Origin of the sequence: Sphingomonas profundi, assembly GCF_009739515.1 — a bacterium.
Classification (GTDB): Bacteria; Pseudomonadota; Alphaproteobacteria; order Sphingomonadales; family Sphingomonadaceae; genus Alterirhizorhabdus; species Alterirhizorhabdus profundi.
This window is the reverse complement of record NZ_CP046535.1, coordinates 1,121,767-1,148,716: the sequence shown is the minus strand read 5'-3', so window position 1 is coordinate 1,148,716 and position 26,950 is coordinate 1,121,767. Positions and strand designations below refer to the sequence as shown.

The 26,950-nt window shown below is 71.2% G+C and carries 20 protein-coding genes; 8 read left to right on the top strand and 12 right to left on the bottom strand.

The window, feature by feature from the left end; translation table 11 throughout:
• Genes GNT64_RS05370 through GNT64_RS05345 form a run of 6 tightly spaced genes read right to left on the bottom strand, consistent with a single transcriptional unit; the run spans nt 1 to nt 7,041 of the window.
• Nucleotides 1-531 (bottom strand): gamma carbonic anhydrase family protein, encoded by a 531-nt coding sequence (locus GNT64_RS05370; RefSeq protein WP_156678573.1) that lies wholly within the window; start codon nt 529-531, stop codon nt 1-3.
• The gene (locus GNT64_RS05365; RefSeq protein ID WP_156678572.1) at nt 531-2,648 is read right to left on the bottom strand and encodes a malate synthase G; all 2,118 of its coding nucleotides are present in this window, start codon (nt 2,646-2,648) and stop codon (nt 531-533) included. The genes GNT64_RS05370 and GNT64_RS05365 overlap by 1 nt, the downstream gene beginning before the upstream one ends.
• An 11-nt stretch (nt 2,649-2,659) precedes the next feature.
• The gene (locus GNT64_RS05360; protein ID WP_156678571.1) at nt 2,660-3,085 is read right to left on the bottom strand and encodes a GlcG/HbpS family heme-binding protein; all 426 of its coding nucleotides are present in this window, start codon (nt 3,083-3,085) and stop codon (nt 2,660-2,662) included.
• On the bottom strand, nt 3,082-4,392 hold the full coding sequence (gene glcF / locus GNT64_RS05355) for a glycolate oxidase subunit GlcF (protein ID WP_156678570.1): 1,311 nt from the start codon (nt 4,390-4,392) through the stop codon (nt 3,082-3,084). Before glcF ends, GNT64_RS05360 begins: the two co-directional genes overlap by 4 nt.
• Nucleotides 4,382-5,548, bottom strand: a complete 1,167-nt coding sequence (gene glcE, locus GNT64_RS05350) for a glycolate oxidase subunit GlcE (protein WP_156678569.1) — start codon at nt 5,546-5,548, stop codon at nt 4,382-4,384. The genes glcF and glcE overlap by 11 nt, the downstream gene beginning before the upstream one ends.
• Nucleotides 5,548-7,041 (bottom strand): FAD-linked oxidase C-terminal domain-containing protein, encoded by a 1,494-nt coding sequence (locus GNT64_RS05345; protein ID WP_156678568.1) that lies wholly within the window; start codon nt 7,039-7,041, stop codon nt 5,548-5,550. The genes glcE and GNT64_RS05345 overlap by 1 nt, the downstream gene beginning before the upstream one ends.
• Before the next feature lie 58 nt (nt 7,042-7,099).
• Between GNT64_RS05345 and GNT64_RS05340 the strand changes: the two genes are divergently transcribed.
• Nucleotides 7,100-8,023: a LysR family transcriptional regulator gene (locus GNT64_RS05340; protein WP_197277291.1), complete on the top strand. Its 924-nt coding sequence runs from the start codon at nt 7,100-7,102 to the stop codon at nt 8,021-8,023.
• Between the two features lie 16 nt (nt 8,024-8,039).
• On the opposite strand, the gene GNT64_RS05335 is transcribed toward GNT64_RS05340, so the two are convergent.
• A complete protein-coding gene (locus tag GNT64_RS05335) occupies nt 8,040-9,128 on the bottom strand; it encodes a Gfo/Idh/MocA family protein (protein WP_197277290.1) in 1,089 nt (362 codons plus the stop codon).
• 29 nt (nt 9,129-9,157) lie between these two features.
• Here GNT64_RS05335 and GNT64_RS05330 point away from each other — a divergent pair, with 29 nt between their 5' ends.
• The 7 genes from GNT64_RS05330 to GNT64_RS05300 all read left to right on the top strand — a co-directional run bounded on the left by GNT64_RS05330 (nt 9,158) and on the right by GNT64_RS05300 (nt 18,738).
• Nucleotides 9,158-10,078, top strand: a complete 921-nt coding sequence (locus tag GNT64_RS05330) for an aldo/keto reductase (RefSeq protein ID WP_156678567.1) — start codon at nt 9,158-9,160, stop codon at nt 10,076-10,078.
• 23 nt (nt 10,079-10,101) lie between these two features.
• Complete coding sequence (locus GNT64_RS05325; protein ID WP_156681442.1) at nt 10,102-11,190, top strand: LLM class flavin-dependent oxidoreductase; 1,089 nt, start codon at nt 10,102-10,104, stop codon at nt 11,188-11,190.
• On the top strand, nt 11,187-12,539 hold the full coding sequence (locus GNT64_RS05320) for an FAD/NAD(P)-binding protein (RefSeq protein WP_156678566.1): 1,353 nt from the start codon (nt 11,187-11,189) through the stop codon (nt 12,537-12,539). The genes GNT64_RS05325 and GNT64_RS05320 overlap by 4 nt, the downstream gene beginning before the upstream one ends.
• Nucleotides 12,540-12,598: 59 nt before the next feature.
• Nucleotides 12,599-13,348 (top strand): phytanoyl-CoA dioxygenase family protein, encoded by a 750-nt coding sequence (locus GNT64_RS05315; RefSeq protein ID WP_156678565.1) that lies wholly within the window; start codon nt 12,599-12,601, stop codon nt 13,346-13,348.
• Entirely contained in the window at nt 13,345-14,580 is a 1,236-nt protein-coding gene (locus GNT64_RS05310; protein WP_156678564.1) for an MFS transporter, read from the top strand. Before GNT64_RS05315 ends, GNT64_RS05310 begins: the two co-directional genes overlap by 4 nt.
• Nucleotides 14,581-14,693: 113 nt before the next feature.
• A complete protein-coding gene (locus GNT64_RS05305) occupies nt 14,694-16,247 on the top strand; it encodes a sulfatase family protein (RefSeq protein WP_156678563.1) in 1,554 nt (517 codons plus the stop codon).
• Nucleotides 16,248-16,338: 91 nt separating this feature from the next.
• Nucleotides 16,339-18,738, top strand: coding sequence for a TonB-dependent receptor (locus GNT64_RS05300; protein ID WP_156678562.1), 2,400 nt, complete (start codon nt 16,339-16,341; stop codon nt 18,736-18,738).
• Nucleotides 18,739-18,759: 21 nt separating this feature from the next.
• Here the strand turns inward: GNT64_RS05300 and GNT64_RS05295 are convergent, their stop codons facing one another.
• The 5 genes from GNT64_RS05295 to GNT64_RS05275 all read right to left on the bottom strand — a co-directional run bounded on the left by GNT64_RS05295 (nt 18,760) and on the right by GNT64_RS05275 (nt 26,873).
• Nucleotides 18,760-20,190, bottom strand: coding sequence for a sulfatase family protein (locus tag GNT64_RS05295; RefSeq protein WP_156678561.1), 1,431 nt, complete (start codon nt 20,188-20,190; stop codon nt 18,760-18,762).
• Nucleotides 20,191-20,254: 64 nt separating this feature from the next.
• Entirely contained in the window at nt 20,255-22,669 is a 2,415-nt protein-coding gene (locus GNT64_RS05290; protein ID WP_156678560.1) for a TonB-dependent siderophore receptor, read from the bottom strand.
• 22 nt (nt 22,670-22,691) lie between these two features.
• Entirely contained in the window at nt 22,692-23,990 is a 1,299-nt protein-coding gene (locus GNT64_RS05285) for an MFS transporter (protein WP_156678559.1), read from the bottom strand.
• Nucleotides 23,980-24,648, bottom strand: coding sequence for a beta-phosphoglucomutase (pgmB, locus tag GNT64_RS05280; protein WP_156678558.1), 669 nt, complete (start codon nt 24,646-24,648; stop codon nt 23,980-23,982). Before pgmB ends, GNT64_RS05285 begins: the two co-directional genes overlap by 11 nt.
• On the bottom strand, nt 24,645-26,873 hold the full coding sequence (locus tag GNT64_RS05275; protein ID WP_156678557.1) for a glycoside hydrolase family 65 protein: 2,229 nt from the start codon (nt 26,871-26,873) through the stop codon (nt 24,645-24,647). The genes pgmB and GNT64_RS05275 overlap by 4 nt, the downstream gene beginning before the upstream one ends.
• Between the last annotated feature and the right edge of the window lie 77 nt (nt 26,874-26,950).

Here is a 26,950-nt window from a genome sequence, read left to right as displayed (position 1 = left end):
TCAGTCGATCCGCTTCAGCCCGGCGGCAAAGGCGCGCTGCCGTGCCACATAGCCCTCGGCCGACTGCTTCAGCCCGGCGATGGCCTCGGGGGAGAGCGAGCGGATCACCTTGGCCGGCACGCCCACGATCAGGCTGCCGGGCGGGAACACCTTGCCCTCGCTCACCAAGGCGCCGGCGCCCACCAGGCAATCGTCGCCGATCACCGCATGGTTCAGCACCCGCGCACCCATGCCGATCAGCACCCGGTCGCCGATCGTGCAGCCGTGCAGGATGGCGTGGTGGCCCACGGTGCAATCCTCGCCGATGGCGAGGGGCGCGCCGGGGTCCGAGTGCAGCATCGCGCCCTCCTGCACGTTGCTGCGATCGCCCACGGTGATGGCCGTGTTGTCCGCGCGGATCACGGCGCCGAACCAGATCCCCACCTCGCGGCCGATCCGCGCGTCGCCGATCACGTCGGCGGAAGGCGCGATCCAGCTCGATCCGTCCGCCGGCACGCTCGGCCGCTGCCCGTCATATTCGTAGATCGCCATCAGCCCGGCCCACCCTGCTTCACCCGCGCACGATAGGCGTGAAGCAGCGGCTCGGTATAGCCGCTCGGCTGCGTCACGCCCTCGAATACCAGCGCGCGCGCGGCCTGGAAGGCCAGGCTCTCGCCCTCCCGCCCGGCCATCGGCCGATAGAGCGGATCGCCTTCGTTCTGCGCATCCACCTTGGCCGCCATCTTCACCAGCGCGCCCTCGGCCTCGGCCTCGGTCGCCACGCCGTGCAGCAGCCAGTTGGCCATGTGCTGGCTGGAGATGCGCAGCGTCGCGCGATCCTCCATCAGGCCGATGTCGTGGATGTCCGGCACCTTGGAGCAGCCGACGCCCTGATCGATCCACCGCACGACGTAGCCGAGTATGCCCTGGGCGTTGTTCTCCAGCTCGTCGCGTATCTCGTCGGGGGACCAGTTGCGGCCCTGCGCCAGCGGGATCGTCAGCAGCCGCTCCAGCGCGGAGACCGGCTCGGCCGCCCGCTCGGCCTGGCGGGCGAACACGTCCACCGCATGATAGTGGGTGGCGTGCAGGGTGGCGGCGGTGGGGGACGGCACCCACGCCGTGCTGGCGCCGCTGCGCGGATGGCCGATCTTCTGCGCCAGCATGTCCGCCATGCGATCGGGCGCCGCCCACATGCCCTTGCCGATCTGCGCCCGGCCGGAAAAGCCGCTGGCCAGGGCGATCTGCACGTTGCGATCCTCATAGGCGGCGATCCAGTCGCTGCCCTTGATGTCGCCCTTGCGCATCATCGCGCCGGCCTGCATCGAGGTGTGCATCTCGTCGCCGGTGCGATCGAGGAAGCCGGTGTTGACGAACACGATGCGCCCGCGCACCACCGCGATGCACGCGGCGAGGTTGGCCGACGTGCGCCTCTCCTCGTCCATCAGGCCCAGCTTGATCGTGTGGCGGGCGAGGCCCAGCATGTCCTCGATCGCATCGAACAGCCGATCGGCGAAGGCCGCCTCGTCCGGCCCGTGCATCTTGGGCTTCACGATGTAGATCGATCCCGCCCGGCTGTTGCGCAGGCGGCCCAGCCCCTTCAGGTCGTGCAGCGCGATCAGGCTGGTGACGATGCCGTCCAATATGCCCTCGGGCGCCTGCGTGCCGTCGGCCAGCAGCACCGCCGGCGTCGTCATCAGGTGGCCCACGTTGCGCACGAACAGCAGGCTGCGGCCCGGCAGCGTCAAGGTGCCGCCATCGGGCGTCTCGAACACGCGATCGGCCTCCAGCGCGCGGGTCATCGTCTGCCCGCCTTTCTTGAAGCTCGCCTCCAGATCGCCCTTCATCAGCCCCAGCCAGTTGGCATAGGCCGCCACCTTGTCCTCGGCATCGACGGCGGCGATCGAATCCTCCAGGTCGACGATCGTCGACAAGGCGGATTCCAGCACCACGTCGGCGATGCCGGCGGGGTCGTCCCGGCCGATCGGGTGGTCGCGATCGATCGCCACCTCGATATGCAGGCCGTTGTGGCGGAACAGCAGGCCGTTGCCGCTGCGGCCGACGAACTGCGCCGGATCGGCCAGCACCGGATCGCCCCCGGCGAAATCGGCCCAGCTGCCCGCCGCCAGCGGCACCGCTTTGTCCAGCAGATCCTTCGCCCGGGCGATCACCTTGGCGCCGCGCGCCGCGTCATACCCCTTGCCCGCAGCCGTGCCGGGAATCGCATCGGTGCCGTAGAGCGCATCGTACAGGCTGCCCCAGCGCGCATTGGCGGCGTTCAGCACGAAGCGGGCGTTCAGCACCGGCACCACCAGCTGCGGCCCGGCCAGCCGCGCCACCTCGTCGTCCACGTCTCCGGGCGAGATGACGAAGGGCGCGGGCTCCGCCACCAGATAGCCGATCTCGCGCAGGAACGCCTGGTAGGCGGCGGGATCGACCGGCTGGCCGGCGCGATCGGCATGCCACGCGTCGATCCGCGCCTGCATCGTCTCGCGCACCGCCAGCAGCGCCGCATTCTCCGGCGCGAACCGTTCGAAGATGGCGGCCGTGCCGCGCCAGAAGTCGGCGGCATCGATGCCGGTGCCGGGCAGCGCCCGCTCCTCGATGAAGCTGGCGAGGGGCGCGGCGACCTTCAGGCCGGCCTTCTCGACCATGGTGTCGATCGTCGTCATCGCTCCGCTCCTCACTGCGCCGTCAGGCCGGCGGCGGCGATGCCCGCCAGCGCGCATGCCTCGTCATTGTCCGATGTGTCGCCGGTGACGCCCACCGCGCCGATCGCGCGTCCGCCCGCGTCCACCACGATCACGCCGCCCGCCGCCGGGATCACGCCCTGCGGCGCGATCGGCCCCAGGGAGGCGACGAAGCTCGGTCGATCGGCCGCCATCTCGGCGATTTTGCGGCTGGAGACGCCCAGCGCCAGCGCGCCCCCGGCCTTGCCGGCGGCGATGGCGAAACGCAGCGACGACGCGGCGTCCTGCCGCTGGAAGGCGATCGGATGTCCGCCGCCGTCGAGCACGGCGACGCTGAGCGGCTTCAGCCCCAGTTCCGCGCCCTTGGCGAAAGCGGCGGCGATCACGCCATTGGCCTGATCGAGCGAGATGTGGGTCATGCGGGTCTCCGTTCGGGAAAGGTGGCGAAGGCGGCGGGCGGCGGGCCGCCGGTGGCCCAGTCGATCAGCTCCACGGTGTGGACGACGGGGATGGCGGCGCGCTGGCCGATCTGCATCGCGCAGCCGATATTGCCGGTGGCGATCACGTCCGCCCCCAGCCGCGCGATGTTGGCGGCCTTGCGATCGCCCAGCCGGCCGGCGATCTCCGGCTGCAGGATGTTGTAAGTGCCGGCGGAACCGCAGCACAGATGCGCCTCGATCGGCGTGCGCACCGCATAGCCGACGTGGACGAGCAGGCGCTTGGGCGCCTCCGTCACCTTCTGGCCGTGCTGCAGCGAGCAGGCGGCGTGGTAGGCCACCGTCAGCCCCCGCCCCTCGCCCGCCGGCAGATCGCAGCCGATGAGGAACTCGGCAATGTCCCTGGCCAGCGCGGACACCGCCGCAGCCCGCTCCGCATAAGCGGGATCATCCCGCAGCATGAAGCCGTAATCCTTGATCGTCGTGCCGCAGCCGGATGCGGTGACGAGGATCGCGGAGAGGCCGCCCGCGTCGATCAGGCGGCTCCACGCGTCCACGTTGCGGCGTGCGGCGGCGAGGCTGTCGGCATCGCGGCCCATATGGTGCACCAGCGCGCCGCAGCACCCCTCGCCCGGGGCGAAGACCACGTCGTGGCCGGCGCGGTTGAGCAGGCGGACGGCGGCGGCGCGGAACTCCGGCCGCAGCACCGGCTCCGCGCAGCCCTGCAGCAGGGCGACGCGGCCCTTCGCCGCCGGCACCGGCGCGTTCGTGGGCCTCGCCGCCGGCGGCACGCGGGCGGGTGCCAGCGCCAGCATCGCGGCGATCGGCCTTAGCGCCGCCGATCGCGCCAGCAGCGGCGCGGCCAGCCGGCCCAGCCGCGCCAGCCGCAACGCCCAGCGGAAGCGGCGCGGATGCGGCAGCACGCGGGCCAGGATGCCGCGCAGCAGTCGTTCCCGCAGCGGCCGGCGATACCGCTCCTCGATATAGGCGCGGGCATGATCGACGAGATGCATGTAGTTCACGCCGGACGGGCACGTCGTCATGCAGGACAGGCAGGAGAGGCAGCGATCGACATGCTTGACGATCTCGGCCGTGGGCGCGCGCTCCCGCTCCAGCATGTCCTTGATCAGGTAGATGCGGCCGCGCGGGCTATCCAGCTCGTCGCCGAGCAGCACGTAGGTGGGGCACGTCGCCGTGCAGAAGCCGCAGTGCACGCACTTGCGGATCACCGCCTCCGACGCGGCGGTGGCAGGATCAGCCAGCTGGGCGGGCGAGAAGTCAGTCTGCACCGTTGCGCTCCCCGAAGCGGCCGGTCTCGAACACGCCGGCCGGATCGAACGCGCGCCGCACCCGCGCCTCCAGCGCCGCCAGCGGGCCGGGCTGCGGGTGAAAGGCGGGCGTCGCGGCGCGCATCGCCGCATCGGCCCGCACCAGCATCGCGTGGCCGCCGGCGGCGGCGGCGGCCGCGCGCACCGACGCGGCCGGCCCGTCATGGGTCAGCCACAGCAGGCTGCCCGCCCAGTCGATCAGGTAGCGCGCGCCGTCCGGACGCAGCGCGGCGATCACCGGCGGGCAGCCGCCGGCGGGCAGGCTGACGCGCCACAGCGGCCGGCCGTCGTCCAGCGGCGCCAGCGTGCGCACGTCGCGCCAGACGGCGTCGTGCGCGCCGCCATCATCGTCGCCGGGGCCGATCAGGTCGTCCAGCATCGCCAGGCGCGCCGCGATCGAGGGACCGAACCCCTCCAGCCGCAAGGCCGTGATCGCGCTGCCGCCGGCGAGATCGCCCGGGACGTGCGCCGCGGCCGCCACGCTCGCCTGCGATCGCATCGCCGCGGTGATGGTCGCAAGGCCACGCTCCGCCGGCAGGCCGCGGTACAGCCGCGTCACCGTCTCGCGCGGGCGGGGCAGCACCTTCAGGGTCAGCTCGGTCAGCGCCACCAGCCGCCCCCAGCTGCCGCACACCAGCTTGGGCAGATCGTAGCCGGTCACGTTCTTCACCACCTTCGCCCCCGCGACGAAGCGTTCGCCGCGCCCGGAAACGGCGGTGAAGCCCAGCAGGTGATCGCGCGCGCCGCCGGCCGAGACGCGGCGCGATCCGGCGACGCCGGCCGCCACCACGCCGCCGATCGTCGCGGCCCCCTCCGCGGCGCCGAACACGGGGCCGTGATCGAACGGATCGAAGGCCAGCATCTGATCCTCGCCCGCCACCAGCGCCTGCACCTGCGCCAGCGGCGTGCCCGCGCCCACGGTGAGCACCAGCTCGGCGGGATCATAGTCGATCACGCCGGCGAAGCCGCCCATGTCCAGGATCGTCGCGTCGCCCTCCGGCGCGCCGACGCCGGCCTTGCTGCCGCCGCCGCGCAGCGCCAGCCTTTCGCCGGCGGAAGCGGCGGCGGAGACGATGCGGACCAGCTCCTCCTCACTCTCGGGGCGCAGCGCGGCCATCAGAAGCGCGGCAGATCCGGAAACGGCGTCTGCCCGTGATGCACGTGCATCCGGCCGAGTTCGGCGCAGCGGCTGAGCGTGGGGAAGACCTTGCCCGGGTTCAGCAGCAGCTTGGCGTCGAACGCGCATTTCAGCCGCTGCTGGTGCGCCAGGTCCACCTCGCCGAACATCACCGGCATCAGGTCGCGCTTCTCCACGCCCACGCCGTGTTCGCCGGTCAGCACGCCGCCCACCTCGACGCACAGGCGCAATATGTCGTTGCCGAACGCCTCGGCGCGCTCCAGCTGGCCCGGCTGGTTCGCATCGTAGAGGATCAGCGGGTGCAGGTTGCCGTCGCCCGCGTGGAACACGTTGGCGACGCCCAGGCCGTGTCGCTCCGCCATCCCCGCCATCCGCTCCAGCACCTCGGGCAGGCGGCGACGCGGGATCGTGCCGTCCATGCAGTAGTAATCGGGCGCGATCCGGCCGACGGCGGGGAAGGCCGCCTTGCGCCCGGCCCAGAAGGCGATCCGCTCCGCCTCGTCCTGCGAGAGGCGGATCGAGACCGCGCCGTTCGCCAGCGCGATCGCCTCCACCTCCGCCAGCAGGTGGCCGCACTCCGCCTCCGGCCCGTCCAGTTCCACGATCAGCAGCGCCGCCACGTCCAGCGGATAACCGACCTGGACGAAGGCCTCGGCGGCGTGGATCGCCGGCCGGTCCATCATCTCCATGCCGGCGGGGATGATGCCGGCGGCGATCACCGCGGCCACGCACCGGCCCGCCCCCTCCACCGTGGCGAAGCCGATCAGCGCCGCGCGCGCCGTCTGCGGCGCCGGCAGGATGCGCACCGTCACCTCGGTGACGACGCCGAGCAGCCCTTCCGATCCGACGATCACGCCCAGCAGGTCGAGCCCGGCCGGGTCCAGCGTGCGCCCGCCGATGCGCAGCACCTCGCCCGCCATGGTCACGAACTCCACGCCGAGCACGTTGTTGGTGGTGAGGCCGTATTTCAGGCAGTGCACCCCGCCCGAATTCTCCGCCACGTTGCCGCCGATCGAGCAGGCGATCTGGCTGGAGGGATCGGGCGCGTAGTAGAAGCCCTCCTCCTCCACCGCGCGGGTGACGGCCAGGTTGGTGACGCCGGGCTGCACCACGGCGATGCGCGCGTCATAGTCGATCTCCAGCACCCGGTTCAGCTTGGCGAGGCCTAGCAGCACGCCGTCCGCCAGCGGCAGCGCGCCGCCGGAGAGGGAGGTGCCGGCGCCGCGCGGCACCACCTTCACCCCCTCGCCATGGCACCAGGCGAGGATGCGGGCGACCTGCGCGGTGGTCTCCGGCAGCACAACCACCATCGGCGGCTGGCGGTAGGCGGTCAGCCCGTCCGATTCGTAGGGGCGCAGCGCGTCGGCATCGTCGATCACGCCCTCGCCTGGCACGATCGCGCGCAGCGCGCGCACGATCGCGGCCCTGCGCGCGAGGACGGCCTGATCCGGCTCCGGCATCTTCAGCGACATCGCATCACTCCCGCCGGCCCGTGTAGACGCTTTCCGCTGGCGTCGGTAGACGATCGGGATGGACGACAGCCTTTCCCCGGAGGAACGGATCGCCGCCGGCGACTACGATCTGTTCGCCGCCGTGGTGGCGCATGGCAGCCTTGCCGCCGCCGGCCGGGCGCTCGGCATCTCCGCGCCGATGGTGTCGAAGCGCATGGCCCGGCTGGAGCGGCGGCTGGGCACCCGGCTGATCCATCGCACCACCCGCCGCATGGCGCTGACGGAGGCGGGCCGGCGCTTCCATCAGGACGTGCTGACGATCCTGGCGGCGGTGGCGGCGGCGGAGCGGACCGCCTCCGGCCAGCCCGGGCGGCCGCGCGGCCCGCTGCGGCTGTCCGCGCCGACATCGTTCGGCCGCCTCCACGTCGCCCCCCATCTCGGCCGCTTCGTCGAGAGCTATCCTGACATCGAGCTGACCCTCGACCTCTCCGACGCGTTCAGCGACCTGATCGCCGACCGGATCGATCTGGCGGTGCGCATCACGGCGCAGGTGCCGCCGCAGCTGGCGGCGCGCCGGCTCGGCACCAGCCGGCGCATCCTGTGCGCCTCCCCCGCCTATCTCGCCCGCCACGGCGTGCCGGCGGACGTGGCGGCGCTCCCCCGCCACCGGCTGCTCGCCGCCACCGGGCAGTTGCCGTGGCGGCTGATCGGGCCGGACGGGCCGACCCTGGTGGACGGCATCCCGGCGGTGCGCACCAATTCGAGCGAGGTGGTGCGCGAGCTGGCGGTCGCCGGCGCCGGCATCGCGCTCCGCTCGCTGTGGGACGTCACGCGCGATCTCGCCGCGGGCCGGCTGGCGCGGGTGCTGCCGGATCATGAGGGCTCGGCCGATGTCGGCATCTACGCCGTCCACCAGCGCACGCCGCTGCCCTCGCCCAACGTCGCCGCCATGATCGACTATCTGGCCGGCCTCTACGATCCGCCGCCGCCCTGGGCGGTGTGACGGCCGGCGCGCGGCATCAGACGCCCAGCTCCGCCATCTCGACCACCCTCTTCTCACGCGCGCTGATCTCGGCGGCGACGCCGATCGCCACCGCGCGCAGGCCATCCTCGGCGGTGACGGCCACCGGCGCCTGCCCGCGCACGGCGGCCGCGAAGGCGGCGTGCTGATAGTAGGTCGCGCCGTGGTGCGTTCCCGCCGCCATCGCCGCGGCGTCCACCGCAACATGGCGCCGCTCCACCGCCTTCGGTCCGCGCCAGTCCACCCGTGGCGAGAAGACGATGTCGCCGGGCGGGATCAGCACGTCCAGCCTTGCGGCGTCGCCGGTGGCGCTGATCTCCTCCTGCGTCTCGGCCCCTTCCGCGAACATGCAGAGATCCAGCATCGCCCGCACGCCATCGCCGAAATCCACCACCGTATAGCTGTTGTCGATGATGTCCGGCGCCTCGCCGCCATAGAGTTCGCCGCGATGGTTCACGTCGTTGCCGCCGGAGCAGTAGACCCGCACCGGCTCGGCCCGCACGATCAGGCGCATCAGATCGAAGAAGTGGCAGCATTTCTCCACCATCGTGCCGCCGGTGTTGCGGGCGAAGCGGTTCCAGTCCCCCACCTTGGCGAGGAACGGGAAGCGGTGCTCGCGCATGGCCAGCATCCTGAGCGCGCCGACGCGGCCGCCATGCACCTGATCGATGAAGGCGGCGACGGGCGGCATGTAGCGATATTCCATGCCGGTCCAGAACGGCGCCGCCCGGCCGCGCGCGCGCTCCACGATCCAGCGCGCATCCGCCAGCGTGGTGGCGAGCGGCTTCTCGCACAGGATCGCCGCATCCGTGTCCAGCAGCGGCGCCAGCACGGCGCGATGGGTGAAGTTGGGCGAGGCGACCACCACCGCATCGACCTGCGCGCCCGCGGCGAACGCCTCGACCGAGTCGAACCGCCGCACCCGCGCCGCGTCGGCGCCCAGCGCGTCGGCCGCCCAGCCGAGCGAGGCGGGCGTCGGATCGGCGATGGCGACCAGCTCGGCATCGGGCAGGATCGCGATGTTGCGCAGATGCTCGATGCCCATCATGCCGGTTCCGACGATCCCGTACCGGATCAACTCTCCCATCCCGTTCCCCGCTGTGCCATTGGTCGGCCATGATGACCCTCCCCCTCTCTCCCGAACCGCGTGCCCTGGGCAAGAGCGGACTCACCGTCTCGCCGCTCGCCTGGGGCATGTGGCGGTTCGCGGGCACCGATCTCGCCGCCGCCCGCGCGCGGATCGACGCCGCCCTCTCGATCGGCATCACGCTGTTCGACACCGCCGACATCTACGGGCCGGACAATGGCGAGGCGTTCGGCGCGGCGGAGGCGCTGCTCGGCCGCGTGCTGGCCGAGGACAAGGCGCTGCGCGATCGCATGGTGCTGGCCACCAAGGGCGGCATCGTGATCGGCACGCCCTATGATTCCAGCGCCGGCTATCTCGCCGCCGCGCTGGACGCGTCGCTCGCCCGGCTGGGCGTGGAGCAGGTCGATCTCTACCAGATCCACCGGCCGGACCTGCTGACCCACCCGCAGGAGGCCGCCGCCGCGCTGGCGAAGATGGTCGAGAGCGGCAAGGCGCGGGCGATCGGCGTCTCCAACTACACGCCCGCGCAGGCGGCGGCCCTGCAGGCGTGGCTGCCCTTCCCGCTCGCCAGCCACCAGCCGGAGTTTTCGCCGCTGGTGCCCGCGCCGCTGTTCGACGGCATCGCCGATCAGGCGATGGAGCGGGACATGGCGGTGCTCGCCTGGTCTCCGCTGGGCGGCGGACGCATCGGCGCGGCCGGGCAAGCGGGTGGGCGCGCGGGCGACGGCGCGGTCGCGGCCCTGCTCGCCGCGCACGGCGCCCGCCACGGCGTCTCGGGCACGGCCGCCGCCTATGCCTGGCTGATGTCGCACCCGGCGCGGCCGATTCCGATCGTCGGCACGCAGACCCCGGGCCGCATCGTGGAGGCCGCCGATGCCTTCCGGGCGCCGTGGACGCGCGCCGAATGGTATGCCGTGCTGGAGGCGGCGACCGGCGAGAAACTGCCGTGAGCGGAGCGCCTGCCGCCACGCCGATGCCGCCGTGCGAGGTCAGCTGGTTCTCGGCGCTGTGCGACGACGATTACGAGTATCTCGGCGTACCCGATCCGCTGCTCCGCTCCTCCTGGGCGCACTGTCGCGATATCGTGCTGCAGGCGGAGAGCGGCGGCTTCGACAACATCCTCCTGCCCTCCGGCTACGCGCTGGGCATCGACACCACCGCCTTCGCCGCCGCCATCGCGCCGCTGCTCCGGCGGATGCGGTTGCTGATGGCGGTGCGCATCGGCGAGAGCTGGCCGCCGCAGCTCGCCCGTCAGATCGCCACGATCGATCGCATGCTGGGGCCGGATGCGGCCGGCAACGGGCGGCTGGCGATCAACATCATCTCCTCCGACCTGCCGGGGCAGACGCTGGCGAGCGGCCCGCGCTACGCCCGCACCCTGGAAGGCATGCAGATCCTGCGCACGCTGCTGGACGGGCGGCGGCTCGATCATCAGGACGCGCACTGGCAGCTCGCGCTCGATCCGCCGCGCATCGCCACCGTCAGCGGCCGCAGCCCGCTCTTCTACTTCGGCGGCCTCTCGGACGATGCGCGGGAGGCGGCGGCGCAGGGGTGCGACGTCTACCTCATGTGGCCGGATACGATGCCGGCGGTGCGCGCGATCGTGGCCGACATGCGCGCCCGCGCCGCGCGCCACGGGCGGATGCTGCGCTTCGGCTACCGCGTCCACGTGATCGTGCGCGAGACGGAGGCGGCGGCGCGCGCGGCGGCGGACCGGCTGCTCTCCCGCCTGGACGATCGCACCGGCGCGGCGATCCGCGCACAGTCGCTCGATTCCGGCTCGGCCGGCGTGCGCCGGCAGGCGGAGCTGCGCGAGGGCGCGGGCGGCGAATATGCCGAGGACAATCTGTGGACCGGCATCGGCCGCGCGCGATCGGGCTGCGGCGCGGCGATCGTCGGCGATCCCGATCAGGTGCTCGCCAAGCTGCAGGCGTACCGCGCCGAGGGGATCGAGGCGTTCATCCTCTCCGGCTACCCGCACGCGGCGGAGGCGGACCTGTTCGCCCGCCACGTGCTGCCGCGGCTGGATCACGCCCCGCTGGCGCCGCCGGACGCGGCGTGATCCGCGACGTCGCGATCGTCGGCGCGGGTTTTTCCGGCGCGTTGCAGGCGATCAACCTGCTGCGCCACGGCGGCCCGCGCGCCACCCTGATCGAGCGTCGCCCGGAAGCCGGCCGTGGCGTCGCCTATGCGGCGGCGCATCCCAGCCACCTGCTGAACGTGCGCGCCGGCAACATGAGCGCGCTGCCGGACGATCCCGGCCACTTCGTCCGCTGGGCGGAGGCGCGCGGCCATGGCGGCGCGGGCAGCTTCGTGCCGCGCATCGTCTACGGCGCCTACCTGGCCGAACTGCTCGACGAGGCCGTGGCGGCCGCGCCGGAGCGGGTGCGGATCGTGCGCGGCGACGCCGTGGACGTAACCGCCGATGCGAGCGGCGGCAGCGTGCTGCTGGCCGATGGCGAGCGGATCGCGGCCGACGCGGTGGTGCTCGCGCTCGGCAACCTGCCGCCGCATCCGCCGGCGGGGCTGGATCCGGCGACGCTCGGCCCCGATCTCTACGCCGCCGATCCGTGGGCCGCCGGCGTGGCGGACGGGCTGGCCGACGAGGATGTGGTGCTGGTGATCGGCACCGGGCTGACGATGGTGGACGTGGCGCTGCTGCTAAACGCGCGCGGCTTCGGCGGGCGCATTCTGGCGGTATCCCGGCGGGGGCTGCGGCCGCGCGGGCACCAGCCGGGCGCGCCGGTCTCCACCGCCCTCGCCGAGCGGCCGAGCATCGCCGCCTCCGCCCTGGTGGCGGAGGTGCGGGCGCGGGCGGAAGCGGTCGGCTGGCACGCGGCGGTGGACGAGCTGCGGCCCTATACGCGCGGCATGTGGCTGGCCGCGCCGGCCGAGCAGAAGGCCCGCTTCCTGCGCCACCTGCGGCCGTGGTGGGATGTGCACCGCCACCGCCTGGCGCCGGCGGTGGCCGATCGCATAGCGGCGATGGAGGCCGCCGGCCGCCTCGCCTTTGCCGCCGGGCGGACGACCGGCTTCGTGGCCGACGGCGATGGTGTGCGGGTGACGTGGCGGCCGCGCGGCAGCGATGCGGCGGAGACGATCCGGGTGCGCCGGGTGGTGAATTGCAGCGGCCCGCAGATCGATCTCGCCCGCACGGCCGAGCCGATGCTGCGGCGGATGACGGCGCGCGGCGCCATCCGCCCCGATGCCAACGCCATCGGGCTGGACGTGGACGCGCAGGCGCGCGTGATCCGCGCAGACAGCACGCCGCACGAGCGGCTGTTCGCGCTCGGCCCGCTGACCCGCGGCACCTTCTGGGAGATCGTGGCGGTGCCCGACATCCGCGTGCAGACCTGGGATCTCGCCCGGCGCCTGGCCAACGCCCAGTGGGTCGGCGGCGAAGGCCTGTGAGCGGTCGTCGATAGAAAAACTGGCTGGGCGCGCGCGCCCGGCCGCCGGAGAGAAAGCGGATGAGGTTCGAGGCACAGGCCGAAGGGTTCGCGCGCGACGGCTATGCCGTGTTCGAGGGCGCGCTGGACGGCGCCCCGCTCGCGCTGCTGCGCGCGGAGTGCGACGCCTTCGTGCGGCGGGAGGACGGCCGCATGGACGCCGCCGGCACCGACCGGCTGGGCCTCAGCCATCGCGGCCGGCGCTATTTCGCCAGCGAATGCCAGCGCGAGACGCCGGCGCTGCGGGCGATGCTGTTCAGCCCGGTGATGGCGGATATCTGCCGCGCCACGCTGGGCGGCGACGCCTATTTCTTCTTCGATCAATATGTCGTGAAGGGGCCGGAGGGCGGCCTGCCGTTCGCCTGGCATCAGGATAGCGGCTATGTCGCCGGCAATGGCGGCCCGCCGGATCACGCGCCCTATCTCACCTGCTGGTGCCCGCTGGACGACGCGACGGCGGAGAACGGCACCGTCCGCGTGATCCCCGGCAGCCATCGCGCCGGCATCCGCCGCCACCGCCGCGATCCCGCCACCGGCGATCTGGCGGCGGAGGCCGATGGCGAGGGCGTGGTCGTGGCGGCAAGGGCCGGCAGCGTCGTCGCCTTCTCCAGCCTGCTACTGCACGCCACGGGCGCCAACCGATCGACCGCGCCGCGCCGCGTGTACCTGGCCCAGTATACGGCGGAGGCGATGCTCGATCCCGGCACGCGGCACCTGCGGCGCAACGCGGTCGCCTTCCTGCGCGATGGCGCGCAGGTGACGGTCGCATGATCCCCTCGCCCACCCGCCGCTGGCTGCTGTTCGCGTTGGTCGTGACGGCGGGCATCCTCAACTATGTCGATCGCCAGATCATCGCCGTGCTGAAGCCGCTGATCGAGGTGGACATGGGCTGGAGCGACCGCGACTACGGCACCCTCGCCTCGCTGTTCCAGTTCTCGGCGGCGGTGGCGTTCATCTTCACCGGCTGGATCGTGGACCGGCTGGGGGTGAAGTGGGCGAACCCGATCGGCGTGGCCGCGTGGAGCATCGCCGCCATGGCACACGGCTGGGCGCGATCGATGATCCAGTTCGCGCTCTGCCGCGTCGCCCTGGGGGCCACGGAGGCGATGGGCACGCCCACCCAGATCAAGACGATCGCCACGATCTTCCCGCCGAACCAGCGGTCCACCGGCTACGGCCTGGGCAACGCCGCCAGCAACATGGGCGCGATCGTCACCCCGCTGATGATCCCGCTGGTCGCGGCGGCGTGGGGCTGGCGCGGCGCCTTCGTCGCGGCCGGCATCCTGGGCTTCGTGTGGGCGGCGGCGTGGCTGCTGGTGACGCGCGGGCTGGATCTGGCGCCGCCGCCGCCCGAGGCCTGCTCCCCCGCCGATCCCACCCCCGCCTACGGCGCGGTGATCCGCGAGCGGCGGACGTGGGCGATCGCGATCGCCAAGGCGCTCTCCGATCAGACATGGTGGCTGCTGCTGTTCTGGATGCCCGACTTCTTCCACCGCACCTTCGGCCTCTCGGTCGCCGAGCTCGGCCCGCCGCTCGCCGTGGTCTACACCTGCGCCGCCGCCGGGTCGCTCGCCGCCGGCGCCATCTCCACCCGGCTGCTGGATCGCGGCTACGGCGTGAACGCGGTGCGCAAGGGATCGATGCTGGTGTGCGGGCTGCTGGTGCTGCCGGTGCCGCTCGCCCTCTACACCAGCGACTATTGGGTCGCGGTGGCCTTCCTGGGCCTCACGCTGGCGGCGCATCAGGGCTTTTCCACCAACATGTTCGCGCTGATCGCTGATATCGTGCCGCAGGCGAAGGTGGGCTCCGTCACCAGCTTCGGCGCGCTGATCGGCAATCTGGCCGGCATGAACATCCTGTTCGTGGCCGGCGTGCTGCTGGCGAACGGCTATGGCTATCTGCCGCTGTTCCTGGTGGCCTCGGTCTCGTACCTGCTCGGCCTCGCGTGGATCCAGCTGCTGCTGCCAAGGCTTGAGCGGGTGGAGGATGCGGCGAGGACGTAGCCGCCGGCGACCAACGGGTGCCTCCCCCCGAGCGAAGTCGAGGGGCGAGGGGCGAGGCCGTGTCTCGACTTCGCTCGACACAAGGGGGACACGGGGATCATACGAGAGCGCGTATGAGCGAACCAGACGAAACCCGATCCGTCCTCCTGGCCGCCGCCGGCCCCGGCGAGCCGCTGGCGGCGCTCAGCTGGCGGGCGGAGGAACCCGCCTTCGCCACCCGCACCGGCGATCTCGCACTGCCGCGCACGGCCGCGAAGCCGCGCAACATCGTCGTGATCCTCACCGACGATCATCGCTACGACGCGATGGGCTTCATGGGCACGCAGGATTTCGTCGAAACGCCGATGCTGGACCGGCTGGCGCGCGAGGGCGCGTGGCTGAAGAACGCGTTCGTGACGACCGCCCTGTGCAGCCCCAGCCGGGCGACGATCTTCACCGGCCTCTACGCGCACCAGCATCGCGTGGTGGACAACAACCACCCGATCGCACCGGGCCTCGTCTTCTTCCCCGAATATCTGCAGGCGGCCGGCTACGAGACGGCGTTCATCGGCAAGTGGCACATGGGGCTGGAGGGGGACGATCCGCAGCCCGGCTTCGATCGCTGGGTGAGCTTCAAGGGCCAGGGCGACTATTGGCCCAATGGCGACGGCCTGAACGTGGACGGCGAGCGGATCGCGCAAAACGGCTATCTGACCGACGTGCTCAACGATTTCGCGCTGGACTGGCTGGAGAGCCGCACGCGCGAGAAGCCGTTCATGCTGTTCCTGGCGCACAAGGCGGTGCACGCCGAATTCTACCCCGCGCCCCGCCACGAAGGCCGCTACGCCGGTGCCGCCTTCCGCTACCCCGAGACGATGGCGGCCGGCGTGGAAGGGCGGCCGATGTGGGTGGAGAACCAGCGCAACAGCTGGCACGGCGTGGACTTCGCCTATCACGCCAATCTGGACGTGGGCGATTACTACAAGCGCTACATGGAGACGTTCCTCGCCGTGGACGAGGGCATCGGCCGGATCATGGATCATCTGGCGGCGCGCGGCGAGCTGGACGACACGCTGATCCTCTACATGGGCGACAACGGCTTCCTGTTCGGCGAGCACGGCCTGATCGACAAGCGCTGCGCCTACGAGGAATCGATGCGCGTGCCCATGCTGGCGCGCTGCCCGGCGCTGTTCCCGGGCGGCACCGTGGTGGAGCAGGTGGTCGCCAACCTTGATGTCGCGCCCACCCTGCTCGGCATCGCCGGGCTGGCGCCGCCGGCGTGGATGGAGGGGCGCGACATGCTGCCGCTGATGCAGGGCAGGCCCGTGCCGTGGCGCGACGCCCTGCTGTACGAATATTATTGGGAGCGCAATTTCCCGCAGACCCCCACCGTCCACGCGCTGCGCGAGGACCGCTACAAATATGTCCACTTCCACGGCATCTGGGATGTGGACGAGCTCTACGACCTGCAGGACGATCCGCTGGAGTCGCGCAACCTGATCTTCAGCCCCGGCCACGAGGATGTGGCGCGCCGGCTGAACGCCGCCCTGTTCGATCGGCTGGCGGCAACCGGCGGATTGCAGATACCGTTGCCGCGCGACGCCGGCGAGCGCAACATACTGCGCGACGCCGCCGGGCCGGGGCTCGCCCCGTTTCCCGATGCGCTGCTGCGGCTGCTCGCCCGATAGGCGCTTGCGGTGGAGCGGACAGGAAAACTATCTTGCCTATCGGCTGAGTAGACATAGAGCCGGCGACAGGCTCCAAAGGGAAGAAGCGGGGATGACGAGGATACAGGCAAGGGCGCTGGCGATCATGCTGACCGGCGCCGCGACGATCGCACCGCAGGCGGCCTTCGCCCAGAACGCGCCCGACGCGACGACCGCGCAGACCCCGCCGCCGGCGGCGGCCGCGGACGACAGCGGCGAGATCGTCGTCACGGCGCGCTTCCGCACCGAATCGCTGAACAGCGTGCCGATCGCGATTACCGCCCTGCGCGGCGATACGCTGGCGCAGAAGAACCTGAACAACCTTCAGGACATCTCCGCGATCGTCCCCACGGTGGATTTCCGCGCCGGCGCCTCGAACAAGGATCGCACGATCTTCATCCGCGGCATCGGCACGATCACCACCTCGCCCGGCGTCGAATCCTCCGTCTCCACCGTGGTGGACGGCGTGGTGCTGGTCCGCCCCGGCCAGCAGACGCTGGATCTGGGCGAGATCGACCGGGTGGAGGTGCTGCGCGGGCCGCAGGGCACACTGTTCGGCAAGAACGCGTCCGCCGGCGTCATCAACATCGTCACCAAGGCGCCGACCGACAGCGACTACGGCCATGCCGAGGCCGGCTATTACGAGGGCGGCGAGTATCGCTTCAAGGCCACCGTCTCCGGCCCGATCGTGCCGGGCAAGCTCGACTATCTACTGTCCGGCCTGATCGGCGGGTGGAAGGGCAACGTCTACGATCAGACGTCCGACAGCCACGTCAACGGCTATCGCCGGCGCGGCGGGCGCGGCAAGCTGAAGTGGACGCCCACGGAGACGCTCTCGGTGGTCGCCTCGGCCGATTACCTGTACCAGCGGGACGATGCGCCCACCGGCGTGGCCGCCTCCACCGGGCGGCGCGCCTTCCCCTCGGGTGCGTTCACCAACTCGGCGACCCTGGCGAACTATCTCGCCACGCAGGGCATCACCGCCTCGCTCTCGAACCGGACGATCCGGTCGAGCTTCGTCAGCGAGGTGCGGGACAAGAATTACGGCGGGTCGGTGCAGGCCGATCTGTCCCTCGGCGACTTCACCGTCACCTCGATCACGGCCTATCGCGAGTGGAAGAACCGCCAGCACCAGGATCAGGACAATTTCGCGGATACCGCCGCGGGCCTGCCGCCCTCCGGCATCCCGCAGGGCGAGGATCGCGGCCGGGTGGATTTCAACCAGTTCTCGCAGGAGGTGCGGCTCACCTCGCCCAAGGGCGGCTTCCTCGATTACGTGATCGGCGCCTACTTCCTGCGCGCCAAGACCGACGAGACCTATCGCCGCGACATCCGGCAGGTCGCACCCTTCCCGGCGCCCGCCACCCGCCTGCCCGGCTATGCCCACCCGGCCTACTGCCCGGCCGATCCCAGCCCGCTCGTCCGCAATGACTGCGGCGTCGCGGACTATGGCATCGTCGCGAAGAACTACTCGCTGTTCGGCGAGGCCAACGTCAACTTCACGCCCGCCTTCCGCGCGATCGTCGGCGGCCGCCTGATCCACGACAGGCTGTCGAGCTACCATAATCGGGTGTCCACCTCCGTCCAGGTGTCGGCGGCCACGCTGGCGGGGGACACGACGGCGATCCAGCCGAACCACAGCTCCACCGGCAGCACCAGCAAGACCGATTTCAGCGCCCGCGCCGGCCTGCAATATGACATCACGCCGGACGTGAACGCCTACGCCACCTACTCACGCGGCTATAAGGGGCAGGCGTACAACGTGTTCTTCAACATGCGCAGCTTCGACGAGCCGGCGCTGAAGCCGGAAACGTCGAACAGTTACGAGATCGGCCTGAAAGGCAGCGCGCTCGATCGCCGGGTGAACTTCGCGCTCTCCGGCTACATCACGAAGTTCGACAATTTCCAGGCCAATTTCAGCGATCTGCTGAACGGCGCGACCATCACCAAGCTGATCAACGCCGGCAAGGTCTCGACCCGCGGCGTGGAGGGCGACATCTCAGCCCGGCCGATCGACGCTCTGGCGCTCAGCTTCGCCTTCGCCCGCACCAGGGCGCGGGTGGACCGGTTCACCTGCCCGGCCTCCTCCACCACCTGCGTGAACATCGATGGCCAGCCGCTGCCCTTCTCGCAGAAGTGGAAGCTGCATGGCGAGGCCACCTACACGATCCCGCTGGGCGGCGATTACGGGCTGGAGCTGAACAGCGATTATACCTGGAAATCGAAGACGCAGTATCAGCTGGACGAGCGGCCGGACACGATCCAGCCGGGCTACGGCATCTGGAACGCCTCGATCGCGCTCGTCGGCAAGGGCGATGCGGGCGGGTGGCAGGTGCGCGGCGTGGTGAAGAACATCGCCGACAAGAATTATTCCTCCTACCTGCTGGCGAGCGGCGCGGGGGGCGGTCTGGTCCGCTTCGTGCCGCGCGACGCCTCCCGCTACTTCGGCGTGAACGTCTCGACCGACTTCTGATCCACCGCCGGCCGCCCCGCCTCAGCGGTGGAGGTGGCCGTAGGGATCGCTCTGGTCGCCCAGCCACGGATCCTTCGTCGCGCGGCGCATGGCCAGCAGGCGCGCGCGCAGATCGGCCAGGATGGCGGCGGCGGCCGGATCGCCGGCCAGGTTGCGCACCTCGTCCGGATCGGCGGCGAGATCGTAGAGTTCCTCCGCCGGGCGCTGGAGGTAGGCCGCCTGCGTGCGCCGGCCGAGGCGGATCGCCGGATCGGCCGCGATCGCCCGCCAGCCTGGCGAGGCGGCGACATCCCCGGCGATCGGATAGGGCAGCTGCCAGGCGAGATTGCGGATGTAGCTGTGAGTGCGGGTGCGCACCGCCCGCATGGGATAATATTGGTTGATCTCGTGGAAGTCGTGGCTGGCGAACACCTCGTCCCAGCCGTCCTCGCCCTTGCCGCCGCCCCCGCCTTCTCCGCGACGGCCCAGCAGCGGCAGCAGCGATCGCCCGTGCAGCGGGTAGGCGGGCGGCGCCACGCCGGCCCAGCCCAGGATCGTCGGGGCGATATCCACCCAGCTGACCATCGCGTCGGACACCGCCGGCGCCGTGCCAGGCGCCCGCACGATCAGCGGCAGGTGCAGCCCCGGATCGTAGAGGTTGGTCTTGGCGCCGGGAAACGGGCGGCCATTGTCTGACAGGAACAGGATCAGCGTGTCCGCGGCGCGGCCGGCGGCGGTCAGGCCATCCAGCAGCATGCCGAAGCCCGCATCCAGCCGGCTGATCGATTCATAGTAGCCGGCCAGATCCGCCCGCACGGCCGGCAGGTCCGGCAGATGGCGCGGCACCGGCACCGTCGCCGGATCGTAGCGGACCGGCTCGACACCCGGCCACGCCCGTTCGTTGCCGAAACCCGCCGCCGCGCGATGCGGATCGGAATAGGCGACGGTGACGAAGAAGGGCCGATCGCCGGCCTGGCCGATGAAGCGCAGCGCCTCGTCCGCGATCAGCTTCACGTCGCGTATGCCGGCCCGCTCCGGCGCGAGTTCGGCCTCGTAGGGGAAGGCGGCGTCCGGCCGCAGATGCTTCTTGCCGACCAGCGCGGTGGCGTAGCCGCCCTCCCGCATCAGCGCCGGCAAGGTGCGGATGCCGTCCAGCACGCCCTGATTGTGGATGTCGTGGGCCAGGCCGTACATGCCGTTGGCGTGCGTATGCAGCCCGGTGTTGATGACGGCGCGACTGGGGCTGCACGAGGATACGGTGGCAAAGGCGCGGGCGAAGCGGGTGGCGCGGGCGGCGAAGGCGTCCAGCCGCGGCGTTCTCACCGCCACGCCGTAGCAGCCGGCATCCAGCCCCTGATCGTCCGCGATGACGAGCAGCACGTTGCGCCGCGTCGCCGCCGGTCGTGCGACCGCCGGCAGCGATCGGCCAATGGCGAGCCCGGCGGTGGCGGCAAGCAGGGTGCGGCGATCCATGGCTGTACCCCGCGAGACAAAAAAGAGCCGGCCGCCGGAGGGGACGGCGGCCGGCCAAGGAAGGCTAGAAGCTGTAGCTGGCGCTGAAGCGGAACTGCCGGCCCAGGATCGGCCGCGCCAGGATCACGCCGCTGCCCTGCGATCCGATGATGCGCGGATTGCCCTCGGTCAGCCCCACCTCGTCGGTGAGGTTGTTCGCCGTCACCTGCAGGCGGATCGCGCGGTTGATCTCCACGGCGATGCCGGCGTCCAGCTGCAGATAGTTCGGCAGAAGCTGGTTGTTCTCCGGATCGGAGAAGCGATCGCCGGTATATTGCAGGGTCGCGAAGATCGATGGCTTCAGGTTGCCGAACTCGGTCTCGTAGGCCGGCGTCACCCGCCACATCCACTTCGGCTGACGCTGCACGCGGTTGCCGGTATTGTCGATCAGGCCGTTGTTGGTGAAGAAGCCGCGATACTTGGCATCCAGATAGGTGCCCGCCGCCGTCACGCTGAAGCCGTCGAACGGCCGCACCGATCCCTCCAGCTCCACGCCCGTCGCCTTCGCGCCGCCGACCGCGGCGTTCGGCACGTCGTTGATCAGCTGGGTGGTGGCAAGCCCGTCGAACTTGTTGTGGAACACGGTGAGATAGGCGTTCGCGATCCCCGAGGAGAGCTTGAGGCCGCCCTCATAGGTTTCCACCCGCGCCGTGATCCTCAACCCCTCGCGCAGATTGTCGAATTGCGGGAAGCTGCGGCCCACGCTGTAGCGGGCGAAGGCGCCCACCTGACGCGAGAAGTCATAGTTCACGCCCGCCGTCCACGACCAGTCGCCGTGCGAATAGTCGATCGTGCTGAAGGTGCCGTTCAGCACCGCCGTGCCGTTATTGTAGAGCGTGAGCGGGTTGTTGTCGGTATCGATGCCGTTGCTGTTATTCTCCAGCCGGCCCGTCACCTTGTGCTTCTGGTAGCGGATGCCGCCATCCACGCGCAGCTCCGGCGTCACCTGATATTCGTCGACGAGGTAGAAGGCATAGTCCTTGCCGTCATAGTTCGCGTTGACGTTGAAGGTGGCGCCCTGCGCGAAGCCGTCGCGCGTCACGATGCGGCCGTCGGATAGCGTCATGTTCAGCCGGCGCGCATTCTCCTCGGCGGTCAGCAGCAGGCCGTTGCCCAGCACCCACCGATCGTCGCTGGAATAGTCGGCATAATAGAAGCCGCCGGTCAGCTTGTTGCCGCCGCCTTCATATTCCAGCGCGAGATCGTTGACGAACGACTTGATATCCTTGCGCACCTGCCACACGCCGGCGCGGATCACCTGCTGCGACAGCGGCACCGCGCCGCCACCGTTGACGAAGGTGAGCGACGAGACGGTGCCGCCCAGGCTCGCCGCATAAGCGGCCGCCGTGACGGGCGGGCCCTGCGGCACGAGGCCGGTGGTATCGGCATCGCCCTTCAGATAGGTCGCGCGCTCGCGCACGCGCAGGCCGTCGACCAGTTCATAGTCGAAGGTGCCGCCGGCGTTGAACAGGCGCGCGCCGCGACCGTCGGCCAGATCGATGGTGCGGCCGTCGTTGATCGTCGTGCGGCGGGTGTCGTCGCTCGCCAGCGCGCCGGTGCCGGGATCGAAGCCGGGGAAGCCGGAGATCTTCTTGCCGTTCTGCACGATCGGCACCGGCAGCAGCCACTGGCCGAAATCGTTGAGGTAGCGGCCGTAGACCATCACCGAGCCGCGATCGTCGGCGAAGCGGTGGCGGATGTTGGCGGTGATCTGGCCGCCCTTGTCCACCGTGAACTGCGGATCGCGGATACCGTGCGAGCGGGCGTAGAAGCCGCCGACCATGAAGCTGGTATTCTCGCCCAGCGGGCCGGAGATCCAGCCGTCGCCGCGCACCTCGCCGAAATCCGTGGCGGAGATCTTGGCGAGGCCGGCGAGCTCGTTGCCGCCTTCGCGCTGCACCACGTTGACGGTCAGGCCGGGCTGCCCGCTCGAGAAGAGCGAGCCGGTGCCGCCGCGCACCGCCTCGACCCGCTCGACCGTCTCGTCCAGCCGGATCAGCTGCGAGTTTTCGAGGAAGGAGAGCGTGGGCGGCGGGTAGACCGGCACGCCCGCCACCTGGAAGGTGACGAACTGCGCGTCGCCGCCGGAGGGGTAGCCGCGCACGAAGATGTTGGCGCCGTTCTGGCCGCCGGAACTCTCCGCCGACACGCCGGGGATCGTGCGCAGCAGATCGGCCGTGCTGGTGGGCGCGGCCCGCTCGATCGCGTCGTTGCTGAGCGCGGTGACGGCGAAGGCGGCGTCCTGCCGCCGGGTGCCGCCGCCGGCCGTGCCGACGACGACGATGTCCTCGCCGGCGGGCTCGGCCGCCGTCTGGCTCTCGGCGGTGGGGGTGGTGCCGTCGCTGCGCAGCGGCGGCGAGGCGGCCGGATCGGCCTGGGCGAACGCCGGCGCGGCGATGCCGAGCGCGGCGGATGCGAGGAGCAGGTGCTTGATCGTCATGGTTTTCCTCCCGTTTCTTCTTCTAGGCAGACAAGGGTGTGATGGGGTGCGGGCCATCCTCCGGCCCTGTGGCCGCGGCCGCCGGGCGCGCCAGCCGGCGCAGCATCGCGAGCGCGAGGGCCAGCAGCAGCACCGGCACGATCACCAGGCGGAAAGCGGTGGTGCCGCCGAACGCCGCGAACATGCGGCCCGTGATGAAGCTGCCGGTGGTGCCGCCGAGCGCGGAGAACATGATCATCAGCCCCGCCATCGCGGCATGGCGCGTGCGCGGCAGGGAGGAGAGGATCACCGAGTTGATCGTGGGATAGATCGGCGCCAGGAACAGGCCGATCAGCGGCATCGCATAGGTGGCGAGCGGCGCATCGGCCCACGTCATGCCCGGTCGCGGCGTCAACCCCTCGGCCAGCGGCACCACGATCAGGATCACGGCCAGCATGCCGGCCACGCAGCCGAGCAGCACCGGCAGCCAGCCGGCGCCGCGGATCAGCACGCCCGCCGCCATCCGCCCGATCGCCAGCGTGGCGGCGTAGAGGCTCGCCGCCTGCACGCTCATCGCCTGCGGCAGGTGCAGCACGGTGGCGTTGAACGTGGGCAGCCAGGATCCGACGCTCTGTTCGATCAGCACGTAGAGGAAGGCCGCCGCGACGAACGCCACCACCGCCGCGCGGGCCAGCAGCGCGACCATGGCGCGCGCCTCCTCGATCGGCGGCACGCCGGCGATGCGGCTGCCGCTCTCGTCCATCGGGCTGAGCAGCAGCAGCAGCAGGTTCGCCGCCGAGACCGCCGCCAGCACCCAGTAGACGTCCAGCCAGCCGAGCGCGCCCGGATCGGCCGGATCGATGAAGGCGCTGAACAGCCAGTAGCCGGCGAGCACGCCGACCATAAACAGCCCCTCGATCAGGTTCGTCAGCGCCGCGTGGCCGCGATCGTCGCGGGTGAGCAGGCCGATCATCGCGTAGGTGGCCGTCTTCACCAGCGCGAACGAGACGCCGACCGCCAGGAACAGGATCTTGGCGGTGAGGAAGCCCGGCGCCAGCGGCATCGCCGCGCAGGCGACGGTGACGATGGCGAGGCCCACCATCATGCCGCGCCGATAACCCAGCCGGGGCAGGAAGGCCGCGACCGCGAACGAGACGATCGCGATCGGCAGATCCTTGAACGCCTCCAGGATCGCCGCGTCGCGCGCGCCCACGCCGAAGCTGGCGATCGACTGCAGGATCACCGTGCCGACGCTGTTCAGCAGCACCGCGAAATTGGCGTAGGTGAGGATCAGCGCGATCGTCGCGCGCCGCCGCGCGCCGCGCGTTTGCTCAGCGGGCATGGTAGTCGTCCAGCCGGAAGGCGCCGATGTGCGGGATCACGCGATCCGCGCCCGGCAGCTCGGCCGGCGTGCCGATGCCAAGCGCGGTCATGCCGGCGGCGCGGATCGCGGCGATGCCGGCGGCGGCATCCTCCACGCCAAGGCAGTCGGCGGGGTCGGCACCGATGGCGGCGGCGGCGGCCAGGAAGATATCCGGCGCGGGCTTGCCGGCGGCGAGGCTCGCCGGATCGACGACGACGTCGAACAGGCCGGCGATGCCGAGCCGATCGATCAGCGCGGGCGCGTTGCGGCTGGCGGAGGCAAGCCCCGTGCGAAGCCCGGCGGCGCGGATCGCCCGCAGGCTCTCGGCCGCGCCGGCGAACAGGTCGCCCGGGCCGAAGCGGGCGATCTCATCGACATACCAGCCGTTCTTGCGCGCGGCGTAGGCGGCGCGGGCGGCTTCGTCATGCGTGCGGCCGCGATCCTTCGCCAGGATCAGCGCCAGCGATCCCATGCGGTCGATGCCCTTCAGCGCCGCATTGTCCGCCTCGTCGAACGGGATGCCCAGCTCGTCGGCCAGCCGCTTCCACGCGCGATAATGCGCCGTCGCGGTATCGGTGAGCACGCCGTCCAGATCGAAGATCACGGCCGACAGGCGGCGCGGCAGGGTGGCGCTCATGCGAACTTCGCCTCCCCGCCCGCGTCCAGCGACACGGGCGTGCCGCGATGCGCGAAGGCGATGCCGCCGCCGGCCGCGCGATAGGTGACGCCGTCGCGATCCACCGCGACCGACAGGCGCGTGCCCCGCCACAGGATGCCGAAGCGGTAGCCGTTCCACGCCGCCGGGCGGGTCGGGGCCAGCCGCAACTGCCCGTCGCTCACCCGCAGCCCGCCATAGCCCCAGGCCAGCGCCAGCCAGCTGTTCGCCATCGCCGCCATGTGCGCGCCGTGATCGGTATTGCCGTGCAGATCGTCGAGATCGACGAACAGCGTCTCGCGGAAGAAGCGCCAGGCATCCTCCCCGGCACCCACCTCCGCTGCCAGGATCGCGAAGCTGCCCGCCGAGAGCGTCGAATCGTGGATCGTGACGCCGGAATAATAATCGAAGTTGCGCCGCTTGCGATCGCGGTCGATCTCCTCACCGCCCAGCACCATGCCGAGCACGAGATCGGCCTGCTTGGCGACCTGGTGGCGGTAGAGCGTCAGCGGATGGTTGTGCAGCAGCAGCGGCAGGCGATCCGCCGGCGTGCCGGCGACGTCCCACCGCGGCTTGGCGAGGAAGCTGTCATCCTGCGCGTCAACGCCGAGAGCCTCGTCATAGGGCAGCAGCATGGCGTCGGCGGCGAGCGCCCAGCCGGCGATCTCCTCGACGGACAGGGCGAGCCGCTGCGACAGCGCGCGCCAGCCCGCATCGTCCCGCGCGGCCAGGCTGGCGGCGGTGCGCACAGCTAGGCGCAGATGCTTCTGCGCCATGCGGTTGGTGTACCAGTTGTTGTCGATCAGCGCGGTATATTCGTCCGGCCCGGTCACGCCCTGGATCGAGAAGCCGCCGCGCCGCGCATCGTGGTGGCCGATCTGCAACCAGATGCGCGCGGTCTCCACCAGCATCTCGGCGCCCATCTCGGCCATGAAGGCGTCGTCGCCGGTCGCGGCATGGTAGATGCCGATGGCGAAGGCGATCGCGGCGTTGATGTGGTACTGCGCCGAACCGCTGGGATAGTGGGCCGAACATTCGCCGCCCCCGATCGTGCGCCACGCATAGAGCGCGCCATGTTCATGGTTCAGCGCGCGGGCATTGGCGCGGGCCGCGTCGAGCGTGTTGAAGCGGTAGCGCAGCATCTCCCGCGCCAGCGCCGGCGCGGTGAAGGCGAGCACGGGCAGGACGAACGCCTCCGTGTCCCAGAAATAATGGCCCTCATAGCCCTCGCCGGTCAGTCCCTTGGCGGCGACGCTGCCGGCCCCGTCACGGCTGGCCGCCTGGAACAGGTGGAACAGGTTCAGCCGCAGCGCCTGTTCCGCATGAACATCGGGCAGTTCCAGGTCCACCACCCGCCAGAAGGCGGCGAGCGCCCGCTCCTGCCCTTCGACCAGGGCATCGAAGCCGGTCGCCACGGCTGCACGGGCGGCATCCTCGGCCGCCGCGGGATCCTCCGCATAGGCGAACGCCTTGGTGAGCGTCGCACGCGCCCCGGCGATGCCGATCCGCTCCACCGGCCGCGAGTCCGACGCTTCTCCGGCGGGCGAATGCGCCTGCGCGATCGCGATCTGCCGACCGCTGGCACGCGTCCGCTGGATCAGATGGTGCGGCCCGCTGTCGGTGATATCGATACCACCAGCGCCCAAATCGACACCGATGCGCGGATCGTCTCCCTGCCCCTGCGCCTGCGCCGCGACCACCAGGCGGGAGGTGAAGGCGATCTCGCGCGCGCCCTCGGCGGTGACGGAGAGGCGCAGCGCCACGGTGGCGGCGCGATCGAACGGCACGACCCGCTCGGCCGTCACCGTCACCGCGCGCCCGCCGACGGTCCATTGCGCGGTGCGGGTGACGAGGCCACGGCGGAGATCGAGGCTGCTCTCGGACGCGCCGGGCGCGCCGCTGAGCGGTACGCCGTCAACCGCGATATCGATGGCGAGCCCGTCGGCCACCGGCACGCGCGTGTCGGTCGATCGGGCGAAGCCGGAAAGCCGTTCATGATAGTGGATCGGCACCGTCTCGTACATGCCGGCCAGGAAGGCGGCGCCTTCGCCGCGCGCGACATGCTCGGCCACGCCGCGTATGCCGACCTGTCCGTTCGACAGCGCCAGGATGGTGGCGGCCCACGCATCGGGGGCGCGATCGTCGATCACGACGGTCCAGCCGTCGCCCCGCACCCGTCGCTCGTCCCGCTCTGCCAATCTGGCCAACTGCCCCTCCGCCCGCGCGTCTCATCGCCGCTTGCGAGCCTTGTAGCGGTGTATGATATCGATAACAATAGGCGATG